General features: G+C 67.4%; 17 protein-coding genes. 9 read left to right on the top strand and 8 right to left on the bottom strand.

The window, feature by feature from the left end; all coding sequences use genetic code 11:
• Window positions 1–105 precede the first annotated feature (105 nt).
• From AB431_RS30700 to AB431_RS01380, 3 genes are all read left to right on the top strand, one after another.
• A complete protein-coding gene (locus AB431_RS30700) occupies window positions 106–270 on the top strand; it encodes a hypothetical protein (protein ID WP_158423496.1) in 165 nt (54 codons plus the stop codon).
• 182 nt (window positions 271–452) lie between these two features.
• Complete coding sequence (locus AB431_RS01385) at window positions 453–1,670, top strand: acyl-CoA dehydrogenase family protein (protein ID WP_144418410.1); 1,218 nt, start codon at window positions 453–455, stop codon at window positions 1,668–1,670.
• Window positions 1,667–2,461, top strand: a complete 795-nt coding sequence (locus tag AB431_RS01380; RefSeq protein ID WP_047328438.1) for a tyrosine-protein phosphatase — start codon at window positions 1,667–1,669, stop codon at window positions 2,459–2,461. Before AB431_RS01385 ends, AB431_RS01380 begins: the two co-directional genes overlap by 4 nt.
• Here AB431_RS01380 and AB431_RS01375 read toward each other — a convergent pair.
• Entirely contained in the window at window positions 2,450–2,935 is a 486-nt protein-coding gene (locus tag AB431_RS01375; RefSeq protein ID WP_047328437.1) for a DUF456 domain-containing protein, read from the bottom strand. The genes AB431_RS01380 and AB431_RS01375 overlap by 12 nt on opposite strands.
• Before the next feature lie 356 nt (window positions 2,936–3,291).
• On the opposite strand from AB431_RS01375, the gene AB431_RS01370 reads away from it, so the two are divergent.
• Window positions 3,292–4,824, top strand: coding sequence for a Re/Si-specific NAD(P)(+) transhydrogenase subunit alpha (locus tag AB431_RS01370; RefSeq protein ID WP_047328436.1), 1,533 nt, complete (start codon window positions 3,292–3,294; stop codon window positions 4,822–4,824).
• Window position 4,825: 1 nt separating this feature from the next.
• Window positions 4,826–6,247 carry a Re/Si-specific NAD(P)(+) transhydrogenase subunit beta gene (pntB, locus tag AB431_RS01365; RefSeq protein ID WP_047328435.1) on the top strand — a complete coding sequence of 474 codons (1,422 nt, stop codon included), beginning with the start codon at window positions 4,826–4,828 and terminating at the stop codon, window positions 6,245–6,247.
• Window position 6,248: 1 nt separating this feature from the next.
• Here the strand turns inward: pntB and AB431_RS01360 are convergent, their stop codons facing one another.
• The 5 genes from AB431_RS01360 to AB431_RS01340 all read right to left on the bottom strand — a co-directional run bounded on the left by AB431_RS01360 (window position 6,249) and on the right by AB431_RS01340 (window position 11,350).
• Window positions 6,249–6,971: a haloacid dehalogenase type II gene (locus tag AB431_RS01360; RefSeq protein ID WP_047328434.1), complete on the bottom strand. Its 723-nt coding sequence runs from the start codon at window positions 6,969–6,971 to the stop codon at window positions 6,249–6,251.
• Between the two features lie 2 nt (window positions 6,972–6,973).
• Window positions 6,974–7,837: an SDR family oxidoreductase gene (locus AB431_RS01355; protein ID WP_047328433.1), complete on the bottom strand. Its 864-nt coding sequence runs from the start codon at window positions 7,835–7,837 to the stop codon at window positions 6,974–6,976.
• Window positions 7,838–7,917: 80 nt separating this feature from the next.
• On the bottom strand, window positions 7,918–8,853 hold the full coding sequence (locus AB431_RS01350) for a class I SAM-dependent methyltransferase (RefSeq protein WP_047328432.1): 936 nt from the start codon (window positions 8,851–8,853) through the stop codon (window positions 7,918–7,920).
• Window positions 8,854–9,005: 152 nt separating this feature from the next.
• Window positions 9,006–9,641, bottom strand: a complete 636-nt coding sequence (locus tag AB431_RS01345; RefSeq protein ID WP_047328431.1) for a TetR/AcrR family transcriptional regulator — start codon at window positions 9,639–9,641, stop codon at window positions 9,006–9,008.
• A 308-nt stretch (window positions 9,642–9,949) separates the two neighbouring features.
• The gene (locus AB431_RS01340) at window positions 9,950–11,350 is read right to left on the bottom strand and encodes an aldehyde dehydrogenase family protein (RefSeq protein ID WP_047328430.1); all 1,401 of its coding nucleotides are present in this window, start codon (window positions 11,348–11,350) and stop codon (window positions 9,950–9,952) included.
• A gap of 136 nt (window positions 11,351–11,486) precedes the next feature.
• Between AB431_RS01340 and AB431_RS01335 the strand changes: the two genes are divergently transcribed.
• Both AB431_RS01335 and AB431_RS01330 read left to right on the top strand, forming a co-directional pair.
• Window positions 11,487–12,047, top strand: coding sequence for a TetR/AcrR family transcriptional regulator (locus AB431_RS01335; RefSeq protein WP_047328429.1), 561 nt, complete (start codon window positions 11,487–11,489; stop codon window positions 12,045–12,047).
• Window positions 12,044–14,200, top strand: coding sequence for an FUSC family protein (locus AB431_RS01330; protein WP_047328428.1), 2,157 nt, complete (start codon window positions 12,044–12,046; stop codon window positions 14,198–14,200). Before AB431_RS01335 ends, AB431_RS01330 begins: the two co-directional genes overlap by 4 nt.
• A gap of 83 nt (window positions 14,201–14,283) precedes the next feature.
• Here AB431_RS01330 and AB431_RS01325 read toward each other — a convergent pair whose 3' ends face one another.
• A complete protein-coding gene (locus AB431_RS01325; RefSeq protein WP_047328427.1) occupies window positions 14,284–15,255 on the bottom strand; it encodes a pirin family protein in 972 nt (323 codons plus the stop codon).
• Between the two features lie 35 nt (window positions 15,256–15,290).
• Window positions 15,291–16,988: a phosphoenolpyruvate--protein phosphotransferase gene (gene ptsP / locus AB431_RS01320; protein ID WP_144418153.1), complete on the bottom strand. Its 1,698-nt coding sequence runs from the start codon at window positions 16,986–16,988 to the stop codon at window positions 15,291–15,293.
• 102 nt (window positions 16,989–17,090) lie between these two features.
• Here ptsP and AB431_RS01315 point away from each other — a divergent pair, with 102 nt between their 5' ends.
• Window positions 17,091–17,870 (top strand): DeoR/GlpR family DNA-binding transcription regulator, encoded by a 780-nt coding sequence (locus tag AB431_RS01315; RefSeq protein WP_047328425.1) that lies wholly within the window; start codon window positions 17,091–17,093, stop codon window positions 17,868–17,870.
• Entirely contained in the window at window positions 17,867–18,844 is a 978-nt protein-coding gene (gene pfkB, locus AB431_RS01310; RefSeq protein ID WP_047328424.1) for a 1-phosphofructokinase, read from the top strand. The genes AB431_RS01315 and pfkB overlap by 4 nt, the downstream gene beginning before the upstream one ends.
• The last annotated feature ends 5 nt before the right edge of the window (window positions 18,845–18,849 follow it).

Raw genomic sequence — 18,849 nt, 5'->3', positions numbered from 1 at the left:
CTTCATCCCCTGCGGGGTCCTATCAGCGGACAGACAGGTCACGGTGTGCGCGCGATAGTCGATTCATCGCCGAAAGAAATCGGCCGCAGAAGCAAGGAGACGGACATGGACCGCACATTCACTCGCCGCTTCACCACCGCCCTGGCGGGCCCCACGCTCGCGGTCGGCGTCCTGGCCGGCACCTTGATCGTCGACACCCCCGCCGCGACCGACACGATGGCCCTGAGCCTGTCGGCCTCCCCCGCCAGCCTGATTCCGATCAGCCTCTAGCCGACCACCCGACCCGAGGAGATCACATGACCGCTCACCCTCAACCGTCCATCTACCCCCGGAGGCTTATTGACCGCTGACCCTCTTACTCCACATGCCTACGAGGCCCTCCCTATGGTCATAAGGGAGGGCCTCGTCGGTGTTTAGACGGGTGTCATATCGTGGCGGTCATGGATTTCGCCATGTCTGCCAAGGGTGCTGACTACCACAAACGCCTCACCGAGTTCATGGTCGAACATGTCTTCCCGGCCGAGAAGTCCTACGACGAGTACCGCGAGGCCGCCGGCCCCGGCGACTTCACCGTGCCGCCGGTGGTCGAGGACCTGAAGGTGCTGGCCCGCAAGCAGGGGCTGTGGAACCTGTTCCTGCCGGCCGAGTCGGGGCTGACCAACCTGGAATACGCGCCGCTGGCCGAGCTGACCGGCTGGAGCACCGAGATCGCTCCCGAGGCGATCAACTGCGCGGCACCCGACACCGGCAACATGGAGACCTTGCACCTGTTCGCCACCGAGGAACAGCGCAAGCAGTGGCTGGAACCGCTGCTGGCGGGCGAGATCCGCAGCGCCTTCTCGATGACGGAGCCCGCGGTCGCATCCAGCGACGCCCGCAACATCCAGACCGCGATCGTCCGCGACGGCAACGACTACATCATCAACGGGCGCAAGTGGTGGACGTCGGGCGCCAACGACCCGCGCTGCAAGATCCTGATCGTGATGGGGCGCACCAACCCCGACGCCGCCTCGCATCAGCAGCAGTCGATGATCCTGGTGCCCACCGACACTCCGGGAGTGAAGATCCTGCGGTCGACGTCGGTGTTCGGCTGGCAGGACCAGCACGGCCATGCCGAGGTGATCTACGACAACGTGCGGGTGCCTGCGTCGAACCTGCTGGCCGAGGAGGGCATGGGGTTCGCGATCGCCCAGGCCCGGCTGGGGCCGGGCCGTATCCATCACTGCATGCGCGCGATCGGGGTGGCCGAGCGGGCGTTGGCGCTGATGACCCACCGTGCCCGCACCCGCATCGCGTTCGGCAAGCCGCTGGCCGAGCAGGGTGTGGTGCAGCAGCAGATTGCGTTGTCCCGCAACGAGATCGATCAGGCTCGCCTGCTCTGTCAGAAGGCCGCGTGGACGATCGACCAGCACGGTAACAAAGAGGCCCGCAACCTGGTCGCCCAGATCAAGGCCGTCGCGCCGCAGATGGCGTGCAACGTCATCGACCGCGCCATCCAGGTGCACGGCGGTGGCGGGGTCAGCGACGACTTCCCGCTGGCGCGCATGTACGGCTGGCAGCGGGCCATGCGAATCTTCGACGGACCCGATGAGGTTCACATGCGCAGCATCGCCCGGGCCGAAATCGGTGCGGAGCAGAGCGCTTTCGCGACGGCGGTGACCGGCGCGTGAGCCACACTCACCTGTCGGGGGCATGGAACTTCCGCGACGTCGCCGACACCACAGGGATCCGCCCGGGGAAGTTCTTCCGGTCCAGTGAGCTCAGCCGGCTCGACGACGACGGCCGGGATGCCTTCCGCCGCCTGGGCATCACCGACGTCGCCGACCTACGGTCGCCGCAGGAGCTCGAGCGTCGCGGCCAGGGAGCGGTGCCCGACGGCGTCGCCATCCACCTGCTCCCGTTCCCGGACCTGTCGAACACGACGGCCGACGCACCGCACGAGACCAGCTGGCAGAAGATGATGACCGAGAAGGTCGACGACGAGGACGTCGAAGACGCCGCCGAGCGTTTCATGACCGGCGAGTACGAGAAGTTCCCCGTGCTGGCCGGTGCGCAACGCGCTGTGCGGCAGGTTTTTTCGTTGCTGAGTGCAGGCCGCCCGGTCATCACCCACTGCTTCGCGGGCAAGGACCGCACCGGCTTCACCGTCGCGGTCGTGTTGGAGTCCATCGGGGTGCCGCGCGACGAGGTGCTCACCGACTTTCTGCGCAGCAACGACGCAGTCGAGTCGCTGCGGGAGCGGATCATGGAGTCGATCGTCAGCCGGGCCGGCGAGACACCGGAGATCGCCACGTTCGCCGAGGCGCGCCTGACCAACGGCGTGCTCGGCGTGCGGGAGGGCTACTTGGCCACCGCGCACCGTGTGATCGCCGAGAACTACGGTGACCTCGACGGATTCCTGCGCACCGCCGGGGTGTCCGAGGAGGACGTCGCCCGCACGCGCAAAGAGCTACTGGGTTAGCAGCAGGCCCGCCACCCACACCACGGTGGCGGTCAGGCCGCCGGCCAACTCCACGCCGACTGACAGCGCGGCGGCCTTCAGTGCGAGAACCGTCGCCGCCCAGGCGCGCCGCTGGTCGTGCCGGGCCGCCAGCTCGGCGAGGTACACACCGAGCACGAAGCCGAGCAGCAGCCCGATCACCGGCACTACGAAGAAGCCGATGACACCGAGCACCCCACCCGCGGCCAGCGTCCATGTGCCGACCTCACCCGCGCGCATCCGCCGGGCCGGCCACAGGTACTTGATCAGCAAGCTCGCCCCGAGCACCGCGGTGACCACCCCGAGCACGACCCAGGACACCAGGCTGTGTTCGACGACGGCCCACACCGCGATGGCGGCGAAGACCAGCAGGGTGCCCGGTAACAACGGCACGATCACGCCGACCAGCCCAATCGCGATGACCAACCCGACGAGGACGATGCCGCCGATGCTCACCAGCCCGAGCCTAGGGCCACCGCCCGTGATTTAACTGGACACCTGTCCTGCGCTGGAACGGGTAATCGCCGATTGCCCCTCACGACGCGAGGAAACGCTGCCCGATCCGCTCGCGGCCATGGCAGATACATGCAGGTCATCCACTATTTCCGCGAGTACCCATGTCGGAATACCAGGCGTGGGCCAAATTGGACAGGTGTCCTTTATCCGATGTTCGATCCTGCGCATTCCCGATTCGGGATCTCTGGCCACCGCCAACCGCGCTCGGGTACGGCGTTCGCAGGTGAATCCTGCCATTCCATACACTGGCATCTTCGACCCGGCCTGCGCCGGACCAACCAGATCGGATCGCATCGATGCTCATCGGGATTCCACGCGAGTCTCTACCGGGGGAGACGCGTGTCGCCGCCACTCCCCAGACCGTCGGACAGCTCATCAAACTCGGCTATGACGTACTCGTCGAATCTGGTGCGGGTGTCGCGGCGAGCTTCTCCGACGAGGCATTCGTCGAGGCCGGTGCGGGTATCGGAACCACAGCGGAGGCGCTGGCCACCGATATCGTCCTCAAGGTCAATGCACCCACCAGTGCCGAGATAGCCGCACTGCGCGACGGGGCAACCCTGATCAGCCTGATCTCCCCGGCCCTCAAACCCGAACTCGTCGAGGAACTGTCCACGCGGCCCATCACGGTGCTGGCCATGGACGCGGTCCCGCGGATCTCGCGAGCCCAGTCTCTGGACGTCCTGTCGTCAATGGCCAACATCGCCGGATACCGCGCGGTCGTCGAGGCAGCACATAAGTTCGGCCGGTTCTTCACCGGCCAGGTGACGGCGGCGGGCAAGGTCCCACCGGCCAAGGTGTTGGTGGTCGGCGCGGGTGTGGCCGGGCTGGCGGCGATCGGCGCCGCGGGCAGCCTCGGCGCCATCGTGCGCGCCACCGACCCGCGCCCCGAGGTCGCCGATCAGGTCAAATCCCTTGGTGGTGAGTACCTTTCGATCGAATCGCCGGAGGCGGAGGTATCGGCTACCGGTTACGCCAAGGAGATGGGTGACGATTACAAGGCCCGCGAGGCGCAGCTGTACGCCGAGCAGTCCGAAGACGTCGACATCATCATCACGACGGCACTGATTCCCGGACGGCCCGCGCCGCGCATCATCACCGCCGATATGGTCGCCTCGATGAAATCGGGCAGTGTCATCGTCGATATGGCCGCGGCCAACGGTGGCAACGTCGAGGGCACCGTCAAAGACCAGGCCGTCCTCACCGACAACGGTGTGACCATCATCGGCTACACCGATCTGGCCGGCCGGCTGCCCACCCAGGCATCGCAGCTCTACGGCACCAACCTGGTCAACCTCCTCAAACTGCTGACCCCGGAAAAAGACGGCACGCTCGTACTCGATTTCGACGACGTCGTGCAGCGGTCGGTCACCGTGGTCCGCGACGGCGAGACGACGTGGCCACCACCACCGGTACAGGTCTCGGCGGTACCGACGCCGTCTGCGACGGCCGCCCCGGCAGTGCAGCAGACCAAACAACCGATGACGATGGGCCGCCGACTCGGCATCACCTTCGGCGCCGCCGCCGTGCTGTTCGGACTCATCGCGTTGTCCCCGGCCGCACTGCAGGTGCACCTGACGGTCTTCGCGCTCGCGATCGTGATCGGCTACTACGTCATCGGCCACGTCCACCACGCCCTGCACACCCCGTTGATGTCGGTGACCAACGCCATCTCGGGCATCATCGTCGTCGGTGCGCTGCTCCAAATCGGCCACGGTGACGTCATCGTCACGACATTGGCCGCCGTCGCCATCCTGCTTGCCAGTATCAACATCTTCGGTGGCTTCGCGGTGACGCGTCGCATGCTCGCGATGTTCTCGAGGAGCTGAGTTGTTCACATTGGAAACGGCCGCCACCGCGGCCTACGTCGTCGCGGCCCTGCTGTTCATCCTGGCGCTGGCCGGGCTGTCCAAGCACGAAACATCGCGGGCCGGAAACACATTCGGTATGGCCGGCATGGTCGTAGCCCTGGTCGCCACCATCGCGCTGGCCCTGGCCCGCCATATCGAGCCGATCGGTCTGGGCCTGCTGGTCGGGGCCATGGCCATCGGTGCCGCGATCGGGTTGTGGCGTGCCCGCGTCGTCGAGATGACCGGTATGCCCGAGCTGATTGCCCTGCTGCACAGCTTCGTCGGCCTGGCTGCGGTGTTGGTCGGCTGGAACGGCTACCTGCACGTCGAACACGATCTGGCCGGCGCCGAGGCCGCAGTGCTCAACAACGAGGGCATGCTCGGCATCCACTCCGCCGAAGTCTTCATCGGCGTGTTCATCGGCGCCGTGACCTTCACCGGATCGATCGTCGCCAACCTGAAACTGTCGGCGCGCATCAAATCCGCACCACTGATGTTGCCCGGCAAGAACTTGCTCAATGTCGGTGCTTTGGTGTTGTTCGTTGTGTTCACCGTCTGGTTCGTCATCGAACCCCAATTGTGGCTGCTCATCGTCGTCACGGTGTTGGCGCTGCTGCTGGGCTGGCACCTGGTCGCCTCGATCGGCGGTGGCGACATGCCCGTCGTGGTGTCGATGCTCAACAGCTATTCCGGTTGGGCTGCAGCAGCTTCGGGCTTCCTACTGTCCAACGATCTGTTGATCGTCACCGGCGCCCTGGTCGGATCTTCGGGTGCCTACCTGTCCTACATCATGTGCAAAGCCATGAACCGCTCGTTCATCTCGGTCATAGCTGGGGGCTTCGGCATCGAAGCAGGACCGGCCGAGGACAAGGACTACGGCGAACACCGCGAGATCAACGCCGAGGGAGCCGCCGAACTCTTGTCGTCGGCCAGTTCGGTGATCATCACTCCCGGTTACGGGATGGCCGTGGCCCAGGCCCAGTACGGCGTGGCCGAGCTGACCCGCAAGCTGCGCGAGCGTGGTGTCACTGTGCGCTTCGGTATCCACCCCGTCGCGGGCCGCCTGCCCGGCCACATGAACGTGCTGCTGGCAGAGGCCAAGGTGCCCTACGACATCGTGCTCGAAATGGACGAGATCAACGACGATTTCGAGAGCACCTCGGTGGTGCTGGTGATCGGCGCCAACGACACGGTGAACCCGGCGGCGTCGGAAGATCCGAGCAGCCCGATCGCCGGCATGCCGGTGCTGACGGTATGGAATGCCGAGCACGTCATCGTGTTCAAGCGGTCCATGGCCTCCGGTTACGCCGGCGTGCAGAATCCACTGTTCTTCCGCGAGAACACCCAGATGCTGTTCGGCGATGCGCGCGACCGGGTCGACGACATCAACGCCGCGCTGTGACCTAGAGCTTCTCGGCCAGCTCCAGGAAGTCCGTTGCGGCGACGTCGAATTCGTCGGGCGTGAACGGCACCCGATAGCGTCCCGGTTGTCCCCATTCCAGCGGCCGGTCGACATAGCCGGTCCGCAGCCCGGCATCGCGGGCGGCCCGCAGATCGCTGGGGTGTGCCGCGACCAACATGACCTCCTCAGGCGCGGTGTCCAGGATCTGTGCGCAGCCGAGGTAGGCCTCGCGATCGGGCTTGTAGTGGCCGAAGAGCTCGGCCGACAGTACGCAATCCCACGGCAGCCCCGCCCGTTTGGCCATGTTGGTCAGTAGTGAGAGGTTGCCGTTGGACAGCGTGGTGATGACGAAGCGCTCCTTGAGCCGGTGCAGCCCGGCCACCGCGTCCGGCCAGGGATCCAGCCGATGCCACGCGCGGTTGAGGTGATCGACGTCGTCGTCAGGCGCCTCGACGCCGGCGTCGCTGAGCAATTCGTCGAGGATCCTGCGGTGCAGATCGTCCAGCCGGGTCCACGGCAGATCGCCCCGGCGGACCAGATCCATCGCAGGCACATAGCCGGCCCGCCAGTTGTCGGCAAACGTGGACCAATCCCGTTGCACACCTTGCTGTTTCCCGAAGTGCTCGAGTTCGCCGATGATGCTCGTCCGCCAGTCCACGACGGTGCCGAACACGTCGAAGGCCAGCACGCGGATCCCTTGCGTGCTGGCCCACGACGCGGTCATGTTCAGCCGAGCTTGAAGCTGGCGTGCTCGGCGGCCGAGAGGTCATCGATCGTCGACCACTGCGCGGCGACGTCGTCGACGCTGGGCACGTGGTCGAAGGTGACGCCCTCGTTCTGGAACAGCGCGGCGCGCTGCACCTTGCCGCCGCCGACGATGAACACCGACGCCGAGTCCGGCACCTCTTCGGTGCACAGGTAGGTGACCACCGGAGCGACATACTCAGGGGTGAGCTTCTTGAACACCTCCGGCGGCAGGATGTCCTCCGTCATCCGAGTGGCGGCGATCGGCGCGACGGCGTTGGTCTTGATGTTGTACTTGGCGCCTTCCTGGGCCAGCGTGTTGATCAGGCCGACGAGGCCTAGCTTGGCGGCACCGTAGTTGGCCTGGCCGAAGTTGCCGAACAGCCCGCTGGTGGAGGTGGCGACCACGACGCGCCCGAAGCTCTGCTCGCGAAAGTGCGGCCACGCGGCGCGGATGACGTTGTAGCCGCCGTACAGGTGGACCTTGAGCACGGAATCCCAGTTCTCGAACGTCATCTTGTGGAAGGTGCCGTCCCGCAGGATGCCCGCGTTGCTGACCACGCCGTCGATCTTGCCGAACTCGTCGAGCGCGGTCTTGATGATGTTCTCGGCGCCCTCGGGCTCGGCGACGGAATCGTAGTTGGCCACCGCACGGCCGCCGGCGTCCTTGATCTCCTGGACCACCTGGTCGGCCATGTTGTGTCCGGCGCCGGTGCCGTCGCGGGCACCACCGAGGTCGTTCACCACGACGCTGGCGCCTTCGCGGGCCAGCGTCAGCGCGTATTCGCGACCCAGACCGCCACCGGCTCCGGTGACGACGACGACTCGATCAACAACTCCGGGCATGAGCCTTCCCTTTCAACCGACGGACGGAACGTAACTCTTGTATACGTGGGCCCTCGGAGCTGCGGGCAGCCGGGTTGGCGTCAGGCCTTCTGTGCGACGACGAAGGTCGCGAACGCATCCGGATCGTCGGCCATCGGGATATCGATCCAGCGGCCGAGTCGGCGCATCTCGTCGACAGCGTGCTGTCCGGTCGCCAGCCAACCGTGCGCGTTCAGCCAGTCGGCGACGTCGGCGCGACCGGGGTCGTTGTACGTCAGGTTCTGCATGTCGATGGTCCGCTCGATGCCCAGTTGGTCGGCGAACTTGTCGAAACGTTCCCGCATCTCTTCGCGGCGTTCCTCGGAGTGGTGTCCCATGGTTTCGGCCGAGACCCGGCTGCCGGGTGCGCTCAATTCGGTGACCATTTCGAACAGTCGGTCCTGAGCGTCGCCGGGCAGGTACATCAGTAGTCCCTCGGCCAGCCACGCGGTCGGCTGCGACGGGTCGAAGCCATGCTCCTTGAGCGCCGCAGGCCAGTCCTGGCGCAGGTCGACGGGAACCTCGTGGCGCTCGGCCACCGGCCGGACATCGTGCTCGGCCAGCTTGTTGGCCTTGTACTCGAGCACCAGCGGCTGGTCGATCTCGAAAACCCGGGTACCGGCCGGCCAGTCCAGGCGGTAGGCGCGCGAATCCAGACCCGACGCCAGGATCACGACCTGGCGGATTCCGGCGGCGACCACGTCGGCGAAGTAGGCGTCAAAGAAGTGCGTGCGGACCGCCTGGTAGTTCAGCATGTGGCTGAACATCGCGGCGGCCTCGGACTCGGCCGCGGCCAGCTTGTCGGCCATCGAGTCGTCGAGGAAGTGCTCCCACATCCCGGTTCCGGCACCCTCGACCAAGATCCGCGCGTACGGATCGCGAATCAGGGGCTCGGGGCGGTCGGTCTCGCTGGCTCGCGCGGCGGCCACCAGTACGGCGGTCGATCCCACGCTTGTCGCGATGTCCCAGGTGTCGTCATCAGTGCGCACAGTGCTCATGGCTGCGGTATTCCCATTCGGCGTCGCGTCACGGCTGATCCCTGGGCACAGCCCCCGACGGGGCCGGATATCAACCCGGTTCAGCCAGGCTTATGCAACGATGCTACCGAGAAACTTAGCCAAGCTATGCGACTGTGGCATACGTCACCGGTTCAGTGGACGGCGCGCCAGGCCTGACCGTCGAGCAGCTGCAGGAACTGGTCGGTGATGGCCTGCAAACGATCCTGATCGCCGACGAATCCCGCGTAGAAGCCGAGCCCCCACATGACGGCCATCAGCATCTCGGCAGCCGCCTCGATGTCGACGTCCGGCCGGACCTCGCCCGATTCGACGGCATCCTTGATGGCTGCCTTCACGTAACCGCGAGTGAACTCCCGCGAGTCGTGGTTCGACTCGGCGAGTTCCGGATGTCGCTCGGACTCCAGCACCGAGGTAACCAGGAAGGCCGCAACCGAGCGGTCCTGGCCCTGAGCATGGACGGCCGCTTCGATGAAGACGCGGATCCGCCCGGCCAACGTGCTCTCACGCTGCGACTGATGCACGGCGGACTCGATCACCGAGGCGTTCGTCTGGTCGACGACCTCTTGATAGAGCAGCCGTTTGCTGGCGAAGTAGTGATTGATCGCAGGTCGGGTCAAGTCGGCACGGATGGCGATTGCCTGGAAGGTGGCAGCGTCATACCCCAATTCGCTGAACACCTCACGGGCAGCGCGCATGATGCGCTCGCGCGTTTCCGCTGCCTTAGCTGCTGGGGGGCGACCCGGGCCCCGACTCGCTGTATGCGGCACAGTCAAATTGTGCCACAACTTTCCCCATATTTTTGACGGCGAACGACATTTGCTCAGGTCTACAAAATTGGAAATGTGTTCATATTTTGCTCCACCTTCGGAATCCGTTGCCAGAACGGCGATCCGGCTTCAGATCCGCGCTTGACATGCGGTTTCCGATTCGGTTATCGGAGAGTGACAGTTGCGACAAATTTCTCGGCTGAGCAATTGACACGGATATTCGCTAAATCTGCACGGCTGTGCGGATGTTCGCGGCCCGATGATTGCTGAGTATTCTCACCGACTTTGCTAGCGCCGTTTTTAGCGCATCAGAAGACCCTGCGCATTAGCCTGATCGCACGATCAGTATACGGGGGGTACATGAGTTTGAGGTCAAATTTCGTAGGTTTGGCGAGCACGGCGCGCCGGTGACTCAGGGCCTCGAAGCCCCACTTGCCGTGGTACGCACCCATACCGCTGGCGCCCACTCCGCCGAACGGCAGTTGCGGAACCAGGCAATGCACCGCCACGTGGTTGATGACGGCACCTCCCGACGGCATCCGGTCGACGAGCTCCCGCGCCGCCGAGCGCGAGGCTGTGAACACGTACAGCGCCAGCGGCTTCGGCCGGGCGTTGACGAACGCGACGGCCGCCTCCGGTGAATCCACCGAGATGATCGGCAGGATCGGCCCGAAGATCTCGTCCGACATCACCGGGTCGTCGGCGGGCGGATCGACGATCACGGTGGGCTCGATCCGCAGCGCCGCGCGGTCGGTCTTGCCGCCGGTCACGACGGTGCCCCCGGTCGCGCTGATCAGCGAGGCCAGCCGGTCGAACTGCCGCTCGTTGACGATGCGCAGCGACGGGTCCTTCTCCTCGGCGCGGAACTGGGCGATCGTCGCGACGATCTTGTCGGCCAATGTGGCAGCGATCGTGCGGTCGGCCAGGACATAGTCGGGGGCGATGCAGGTCTGACCCGAGTTCAGCATCTTGATCCAGGCGATCCGGCGCGCCGCCACATCCAGGTCGGCGTCGGCGAGCACGACCACCGGGCTCTTGCCGCCCAACTCCAGGGTCACCGGCGTCAGGGTCGGCGCGGCGGCCGCCATGATCTTGCGACCGATCTCGGTGCCACCGGTGAACAGCGCGTGGTCGAAGCCTTGTGCCAGTAAGTCCTGGGTGACCGCCGCATCTCCCTCGACCACTCGGATCGCCTCGGAATCGAGGTACTCCGGAACCAGCCGTGCAATCAGCGCCGAGGTGGCCGGCGCCAGCTCGGAGGGCTTGATCACCACGCCGTCACCGGCGGCGATCGCGGCCACCAGCGGCGCCATGCACAGATAGAAGGGATAGTTCCACGGCCCGATCACCAGGATCACGCCGAGCGGGTCGAACTGCACCCACGCCTTGCCGGGCTGCTGGGCGAGGGGAAGCCCGAACTTCTGCGGCTTCACCCACTTCTTCAGATGCTTGCGCGCGAACGTGGCCTCCGCCTTGGTCGAGCCGATGTCGCCAAGCCACGCCTCGAACGACGAGCGGCCCAGGTCGCGAGCCAGCGCCTCGGCGATTTCGGGCTCACGTTCGTCGCACAGCCGCTCCACGGCGCGCAGCTGATCGGACCGCCACGCCAGCGAGCGGGTACGGCCGCTGTTGAAGACGCGGCGCACGTCAGCCAGCACGCCGGCGGCGCCGCCCTCGGTGGCGTGGTCACTTGTGATCTGGACGGTCATGCCAACTCCTCGATTCGATCGCGTGTTTCCAGCTTGCCCCAAGAACGGCCCGCATACACCGCCCGGTCTAGCAACTTGGTCACGATCCCGCACGTCATCGCCATCTAGCCGGGCCCCGCGCACTATCGTTTGACCCATGGCAACCGTTGCCAACCGGGAGGCGTACTTCGAGACTGGTCTCGAAGTACTCGCAGACGTCGGTTACGGCGGGCTCAAACTGGCCGAGGTGTGTAACCGTCTGGGCGTCACGACCGGGTCCTTCTATCACTATTTCGCCAGCTGGCCGGCGTACACCCGGGACCTGGTGTCCTACTGGGTGCAGGACCGGACCGTGCGGTTGATCGGTGCGATCCGCGAGGTTTCCGATCCCCGCCGCCGCATCGAGGCGATCATCGAGGTCGGGTTGTCGCTGCCGCACGGCGCCGAGGCCGCCATCCGGTCGTGGAGTTCCGTCGACCCGCACGTGCTGGCCGTGCAGACCGAGGTCGACCGCGCGCGCTACAAGATCCTCTACGACTCGGCCCTGGAAATCGTCAACGACGAACGCCAGGCCGATGTGTATGCCGCCTGGGCGGTGTACGTCTTCGTCGGCTACGAGCAGGCCACCCTGCCCCGCGAACCAGGCATGTTCAACTGGATCGCCCGTTACATGCTCGACGCACTGGATTCGGGCAGTTTCGCCAGCGTGCCCCAGTGACGCCGGCTGCCCTGTGGCGGCGGGCGGCCGATCGGATCCGGACACGGGACCCCGAGAACGACGGCGCGCGACGGGCAGCGCGGGCCGCGATCGTCATCCCGATCGCAGCGGCGGTCAGCTTCGCCGTCGGCGGCGGATCCCAGACTCCGCTGTTCACGATCTTCGGGTCGATCGCGCTGCTGATCGTCGTGGACTTCCCCGGCAACATGAACGCCCGGGCGCTGGCCTACGGCGGGCTGGGCTTCAATGGCGCGGTGCTGATCACCATCGGCACGCTGGCCGCACCGATCCCGTGGCTGGCGGTCGCGCTGACGTTCGTCATCGGGGTGGCGGTCACGTTCTCCGGGGTGCTCAGCGAGATCATCGCTGCTGGTCAGCGCGCGACCTTGCTGACGTTCGTGTTGCCGGTGTGCACACCGGTGGGTCCGCTCGGTGAGCGGCTCCTGGGCTGGTTGATCGCGCTGGCGATCTGCGTCCCGGCCGCGCTGTTCCTGTTCCCGCCGCGACACCACGGTGAACTGCGCAGGCATGCCGCTGCGGTGTGCGCGGTGCTGGCCGACCGGATCGAGGGCACCGCGTCGGCCGACGGTGTCACCGCGGCGATGGACGCGCTGCGGTCGAACTTCCTCGGCGCGGCCTATCGCCCGGTCGCCCTCACCGCGGGCAGCCGTGCGCTGGTACGGGTCGTCGACGACCTGCAATGGCTGTGCGACAGGGTCGGCGGCGACACGGGCGAGCTGCTCGGGCCGATCGGCGAGCCGGTGGTGCGGGTGCTGCGCGACTGCGCCCAGGTCCTGCTGATCAACCGGCCGGGTGCCCGGGCCGACGAGCGCGCGCTGCTCACCGCCGCGCTGACCGACCTGCGGACCATCGCGATCGGCACCTACCGCCAGGACATCGTCGACATCCTCGCGGAGACCGATGACGAGGCCGCCGTCGCCCTGGGCCGCACCTTGCTCAACCGGCGCACCGTCGGCGCTGCGACCGGCGTGACCGGTCGGCTGATCTCCAGCGCCGCGGCCGCCGATGCGCGGCCGGTCTGGGCGCGGGTGTTGGGCCGGCGGCTGCCGGAGACCGGCATCGCCGACCGGGTGTACTCCGAGACCGAGGCCGTCACCGCGCTGACCAGTGGGCACCTGGCGACCCGCTCGGTCACCGCCCGCAACAGCCTGCGCACCGGCCTCGGCCTGGCGTTGGCCGTGCTCGTCACGTTCGTCTTTCCGGTGCAGCACGGGTTCTGGGTGGTGCTCGGCGCCCTATCGGTGCTGCGCAGCAGCGCGCTGACCACCGGCACGACCGTGGTGCGGGCCGTCATCGGCACTGTGATCGGTTTTCTCATCGGTGCCGTCGTCATCGAATTGCTCGGCGTCGACCCGATCGTGTTGTGGGTGCTGTTGCCGGTGGTCGCGTTCGGTTCGGCGTACGTGCCCGAGATCGGTTCGTTCACCGCCACCCAGGCCGCATTCACGATGATGGTGCTGATCGTGTTCAACCTGATCGTCCCGAGCGGCTGGGCCGTCGGCCTGATCCGGATCGAGGATGTCGTCGTCGGCGCGTCGGTGGGCGTCGTGGTGTCGCTGCTGCTGTGGCCGCGCGGGGTCAAGACCGCCGTGCAGCACGCGATCGACGCCGCCCGCGAAGTGGGTGCCCGCTATCTGTGGGCGGCCGTCCTCCGGGTCACCCGCGGCGCCTTCGAACAGGCCGAGAACCAGGTGAACGCGCTCAGTCACGACGCGCTGACCGTGTCACGGACGCTGGATGACGCCGTGCGCCAATACCTTTCGGAGAACGGTGGTCCGACGGATTCTCGCGCGCCGGTGGTGCGGTCATCCAGCCGCGCGGTTCGGCTGCGTGCGGCCGCCGACCTGATCGCGGACATCGTGCCGCCGCCGCTCGCGGTCTACCCGCGGGCGCGGGCGGTGCTCGAGGCGCACGCCGCGGCGATCTGTTCCCGCTTCGACGGCTCTGCCGGCGGCACAACAACTTTGACGGTTCCGATCAGCGACGACCTGGTGCCCGCGCTGCGGGCCGAGGCCGGCGACGACGAACTCGCCGTGTCGGCGGCGTTGCCGCTGGTGACCACCGCCGCCAACCTCGGCGAACTCGAGTTGACCTATCCGCCTGCGGTGGCCGCCGAGCCGGCCCGCGGCTGATCTGCGCACCAGAGGGGATTCAGACGTCAGAGCGACGCTGTGGGCGAATCCTCGCTCTGAGGTCTGACTCGATGGCGAACCGCCTAGCCGGCTCGGTGGGGCATCAGTGCGCCCGGCGGGACAGTGCCGAATCGGCCGGCATTGAAGTCCTCGAGCGCCTGGATGACCTCCGACTTGGAGTTCATCACGAACGGTCCGTAGTGAAACACCGGCTCGCGAATCGGCTTACCGCCCAACAACAGAACCTCCATAGCCGGCCGGTTCGAATCCTGGGACGCTGCCGCTGCGACGGTGATCCGGTCGCCGGGCCCCAGCACCGCGAGCTGCCCCTGGTGGATGGGGTGCCCGACCGGACCGACCGTGCCGCGCCCGGAGAGCACATAAACCAGTGCGTTGTAGTCCCGGGGCCACGGCAGGTTGAGTTGCGCGCCGACCTCGATAGTGGTGTGGGCCAATGTGATCGGAGTGTGCGTCATCCCAGGTCCGGCCCAGCCGCCGACCTCGCCGGCGATGACGCGGACGAGCGCCCCGCCGTCCGCGGACGACAGCAGGCGGACGGCCTGGCCTTCGATCGACTGGTAACGCGGCTCGGCGAACTTGTCCGCGCGCGGCAGGTTGACCCACAGCTGAATTCCGTGGAACACCCCGCCGCTGTCCACGAGCTCGGCCGGGGGTGTCTCGATGTGCAGGATGCCGGCGCCCGCCGTCATCCACTGGGTTGCGCCGTCGGCGATCAAGCCACCGCCGCCGTGGGAATCCTGGTGGGCGAAGCGGCCGTCGATCATGTAGGTGACGGTCTCGAAGCCGCGGTGCGGGTGCCAGTCGGTGCCTTTGGGCTCGCCGGGTGAGTACTCGACTTCGCCCATCTGGTCCATGTGAATGAACGGGTCGAGGTCGGCGGCACTGACTCCGGCGAATGCGCGCACGACCGGAAAACCCTCGCCATCATATCCGCGCGGCCCGGTGGTGATGGCCCGCACGGGCCGTTCGGTGTCGGACGGTGCGGCCGCGCCGACGCGCGGCAGGGACAACGTGTCTGCGGTGACTGCTGGCATGCCCGATACAACCGGACCGCAGTCCGATTAATTCCTCAGCCGAGGATCTCCAACGCCGCGGCGCGGGCGTTGGCCGCACTCGCCGTGGTCAGTACCGCGTCCGCAGCGTCGCGGCACTGCTGCAGGGTGACCGAGGCGAGTTTGGCGCCGACACCCGTCACCGCCGCCGCAGCCGCGGACAGCGACGTGATACCGAGTCCGGCCAGCACGCAGGCCAGCAGCGGATCGGCGGCGGCCTCGCCGCAGACCCCGACCGGCTTGCCACGGCCGGCTCCGGCGCGCGCGGTCTGGGCGACCAGCGCCAGCACACCCGGCTGCCACGGGTCGGTCAGCGTCGCCAGCTCGGCCGACATCCGGTCGGCGGCCATCGTGTACTGCGCCAGGTCATTGGTGCCGATGGACAGGAACTCGACGTGGTCGAGAATGTGGTCGGCCAGCAGCGCGGCGGCAGGTACCTCGATCATCACGCCGGGGACCAGGCCGCGTTCGCGGGCCCGGTCGGCGAACCGCCTGGCCTCGTCGGGGGTGGCGATCATCGGCGCCATCACCCACGGCGCGCTACCGGTCTGCTCGGCGGCGAGTGCGATCGCGTCGAGCTGGCGATCCAGGATCTCGGGTTGGATGGCCTCGATGCGGATGCCCCGCACGCCCAGCGCCGGGTTGGCCTCATCGGGATGGCCGACGAACTTCAGCGGTTTGTCGGATCCGGCGTCCAGAGTGCGGATCACGACCTTGCGTCCGGAGAACGCATCGAGCACCTCGCCGTAGATCGCGGCCTGCTCCTCGACGGTCGGCTCGGTGTCGCGGTTGAGGAAGCACAGTTCGGTGCGGAACAGCCCGACGCCCTCGGCCGGGGTTTCGCGTGCGGCGCGCGCGGCCGAACCGTCCTGAACGTTGGCCAGGATCGACACCAGGTGGCCGTCGGCGGTGGCGCCGGGACCGACCCAGCCGGCCATCGCGGCGGCGGCCGCCTCGGCGGCCTCGACGGCGGCGGTGGCCTCGGCCGGATCGGGCGAGACCACGACCGTGCCGCGGGTCCCGTCGATCAACACCTTCGTGCCCGCCGACAGCTCGTCGAGCCCGTGCACGGCGACCACGCAGGGGATGCCGAGCTGCCGGGCGATGATCGCGGTGTGGCTGGTGGGCCCGCCCAGCGTAGTGGCAAGTCCGACAACGAGTGTGGGGTCCAGGCCCGCGGTGTCGGCGGGCGCGAGGTCTTCGGCGCAGAGGATGGCGGGCTGGTCCGGCACCGGCACCCCGGGTTCGGCCAGGCCGCTCAGCTCGGCGACCACCCGGTCGCGGATGTCGCGCAGGTCGGTGACGCGTTCGGCCATCAACCCGCCCATCTTGGTGAACAGGTCGACGAACTGGGCCACGGCCTCGGCGGTGGCACGCACCGCCGGGGTGCCTTCCTTGATGCGTTTCTCCGCGGCCCCCAGCCAGGCGCGGTCCTGCGCCAGCATTGCGGTCGCCGCCAGCACCTCGGAGGCAGCTCCGGTCGCGCTGGCAGCGCGATCGCGCAACCGGTTCGCGACGGCCGCCGCGGCTGCGGCGAACCGGGAAGCCTCGGAATCGCGCTGCGCTTCGCCGAGCTGACCCCCGGGGTCGAGATCCTCGATCGCTGGTAGGCGACCGGGACGGATGACCGGCGCGTAGCGGACTCCGGGGACAACCGGAACCCCGGTGAGGACCTGTCCGGCACCGAGTGAGGTAGGTGTGGAAGAGGCGGGCATGTGAACTACGTTACAACAATCCATTGACAAGTCAACACGTTCGGGAGTAAAACAACACATATCAACAGTGATTGCAGCCAGAACCCACACAAACGGAGAACCGTGTACCCGGAAGAACGTCAGCAGGCGATTGCCAACCGCGTGCTGTCTCAGGGGCGGGCCTCGGTCGCCGAGCTCGCTGCGGCCTATGACGTGACGACGGAAACTGTGCGGCGGGATCTGGCGGCGCTGGACCGGGCCGGTGTGGTGCGACGGGTGCACGGCGGGGCCGTCCCGGTTCGGGCACTGCACGTGGTCGAGCCCGGCGTCGACGAGCGGGAGACCACCCGCGCCGACCACAAAGAGGCGATCGCCCGGGCCGCGACGGACTTCGTCCCGTTGTCCGGCGCCACCGTGCTGTTCGACGCCGGCACCACCACCGCCCGGGTCGCGGCCATGCTGCCGACCGATCGCGAGCTCGTGGTGGTCACCAACGCCGTGCCGATCGCCGCGCGACTGGCCGCAATGCCGTCGGTGACCCTGCAGCTGCTGGGTGGACGGGTCCGCGGCCTGACCCAGGCCGCCGTCGGCGAACCGGTACTGCGCGCCCTGGACACGCTGCGCGTCGACATCGCGTTCATCGGCACGAATGGCATCACCGTGCGCCACGGGCTGTCCACCCCGGATGGTGACGAGGCCGCCGTCAAACGCGCGATGGTCCGTTGCGCCAACTACGTCGTCGTGCTGGCCGATTCGTCGAAGGTCGGACGTGAGGAGTTCGTCAGCTTCGCCCCGATCGACAGTGTCGACGCGCTGATCACCGATCCCGAGATCAGTGCCGCCGACCAAGCCGCGCTGACCGACCAGGGTGTCGAAGTCGTTCTGGCAGGAGGGGATACATGATCGTCACCGTCACGCCCAACCCGAGCATCGACCGAACCGTGACATTGCCGACCGCATTGGTCCGCGGCGCCGTGCACCGCGTGCAGTCGGTGACGACCGAACCCGGCGGTAAGGGAGTGAACGTCGCGCGAGCTCTGAGCCTGGCCGGGTTGGACACCGTCGCGGTGCTGCCCGCCGCCCCGCACGATCCGATCGTCACCGCGCTGCAGTCCTGCGGTGTGCCGTTCTATGCAGTACCCAGCGAGGGGGCGGTGCGCACCAACCTTGCGATCACTGAAAACGACGGCACCACAACGAAAATCAACGAGCCCGGCGCGGTGATCGATGAGGTCACACTGGCGGCGCTCACCCAGGCCATCCTGGATCGGGCCGGCACAGCGCGCTGGGTGGTGATGTCCGGATCGCTGCCGCCCGGCATTCCGGACAACTGGTACGCCCACGTGGTCGCCCAGTTGCAGTCGTACGATTGCAAAGTCGCCGTGGACACCTCCGACGCTCCCCTGGCGGCACTGGCCGCCGGCTTCGCGACCGCCGCGCCCGACGTGATCAAACCGAACGCCGAAGAGCTGGCCAGTCTGGCCGGTGTCGATGCCCAGGCGCTGGAAGATGCTCTGACTCAAGGTGATCCGGACCCGGTTGTGGCCGCCGCGCAACATCTCATCGACCGCGGCGCCAAGACCGTACTTGCCACGCTGGGTGCCGCGGGCGCACTGCTAGTCAACGACACCGGCAGCTGGCTGGCCACCCCGCCCCCGATCAAGCCCAGGAGCACCGTCGGTGCCGGTGACTCCTCCCTCGCGGGCTACGTACGCGCCGACGTCGGTGGCGCCGAGGCGCCACAACGACTGCAGATGGCCGTCGCCTACGGCAGCGCCGCTGCCGCACTGCCCGGTTCGGCGCTTCCCTCGCCGGCCCAGATCGACCTCGACGACGTGGCGGTCACCTCGATATCGCCCCACCCCGCGCGCCCCTAGACACC

It is taken from the genome of Mycobacterium sp. EPa45 (genome assembly GCF_001021385.1).
Lineage (GTDB): Bacteria > Actinomycetota > Actinomycetes > Mycobacteriales > Mycobacteriaceae > Mycobacterium.
Note: the sequence above shows the minus strand (reverse complement) of the source record. Positions and strands in the feature narration are given on the sequence as shown.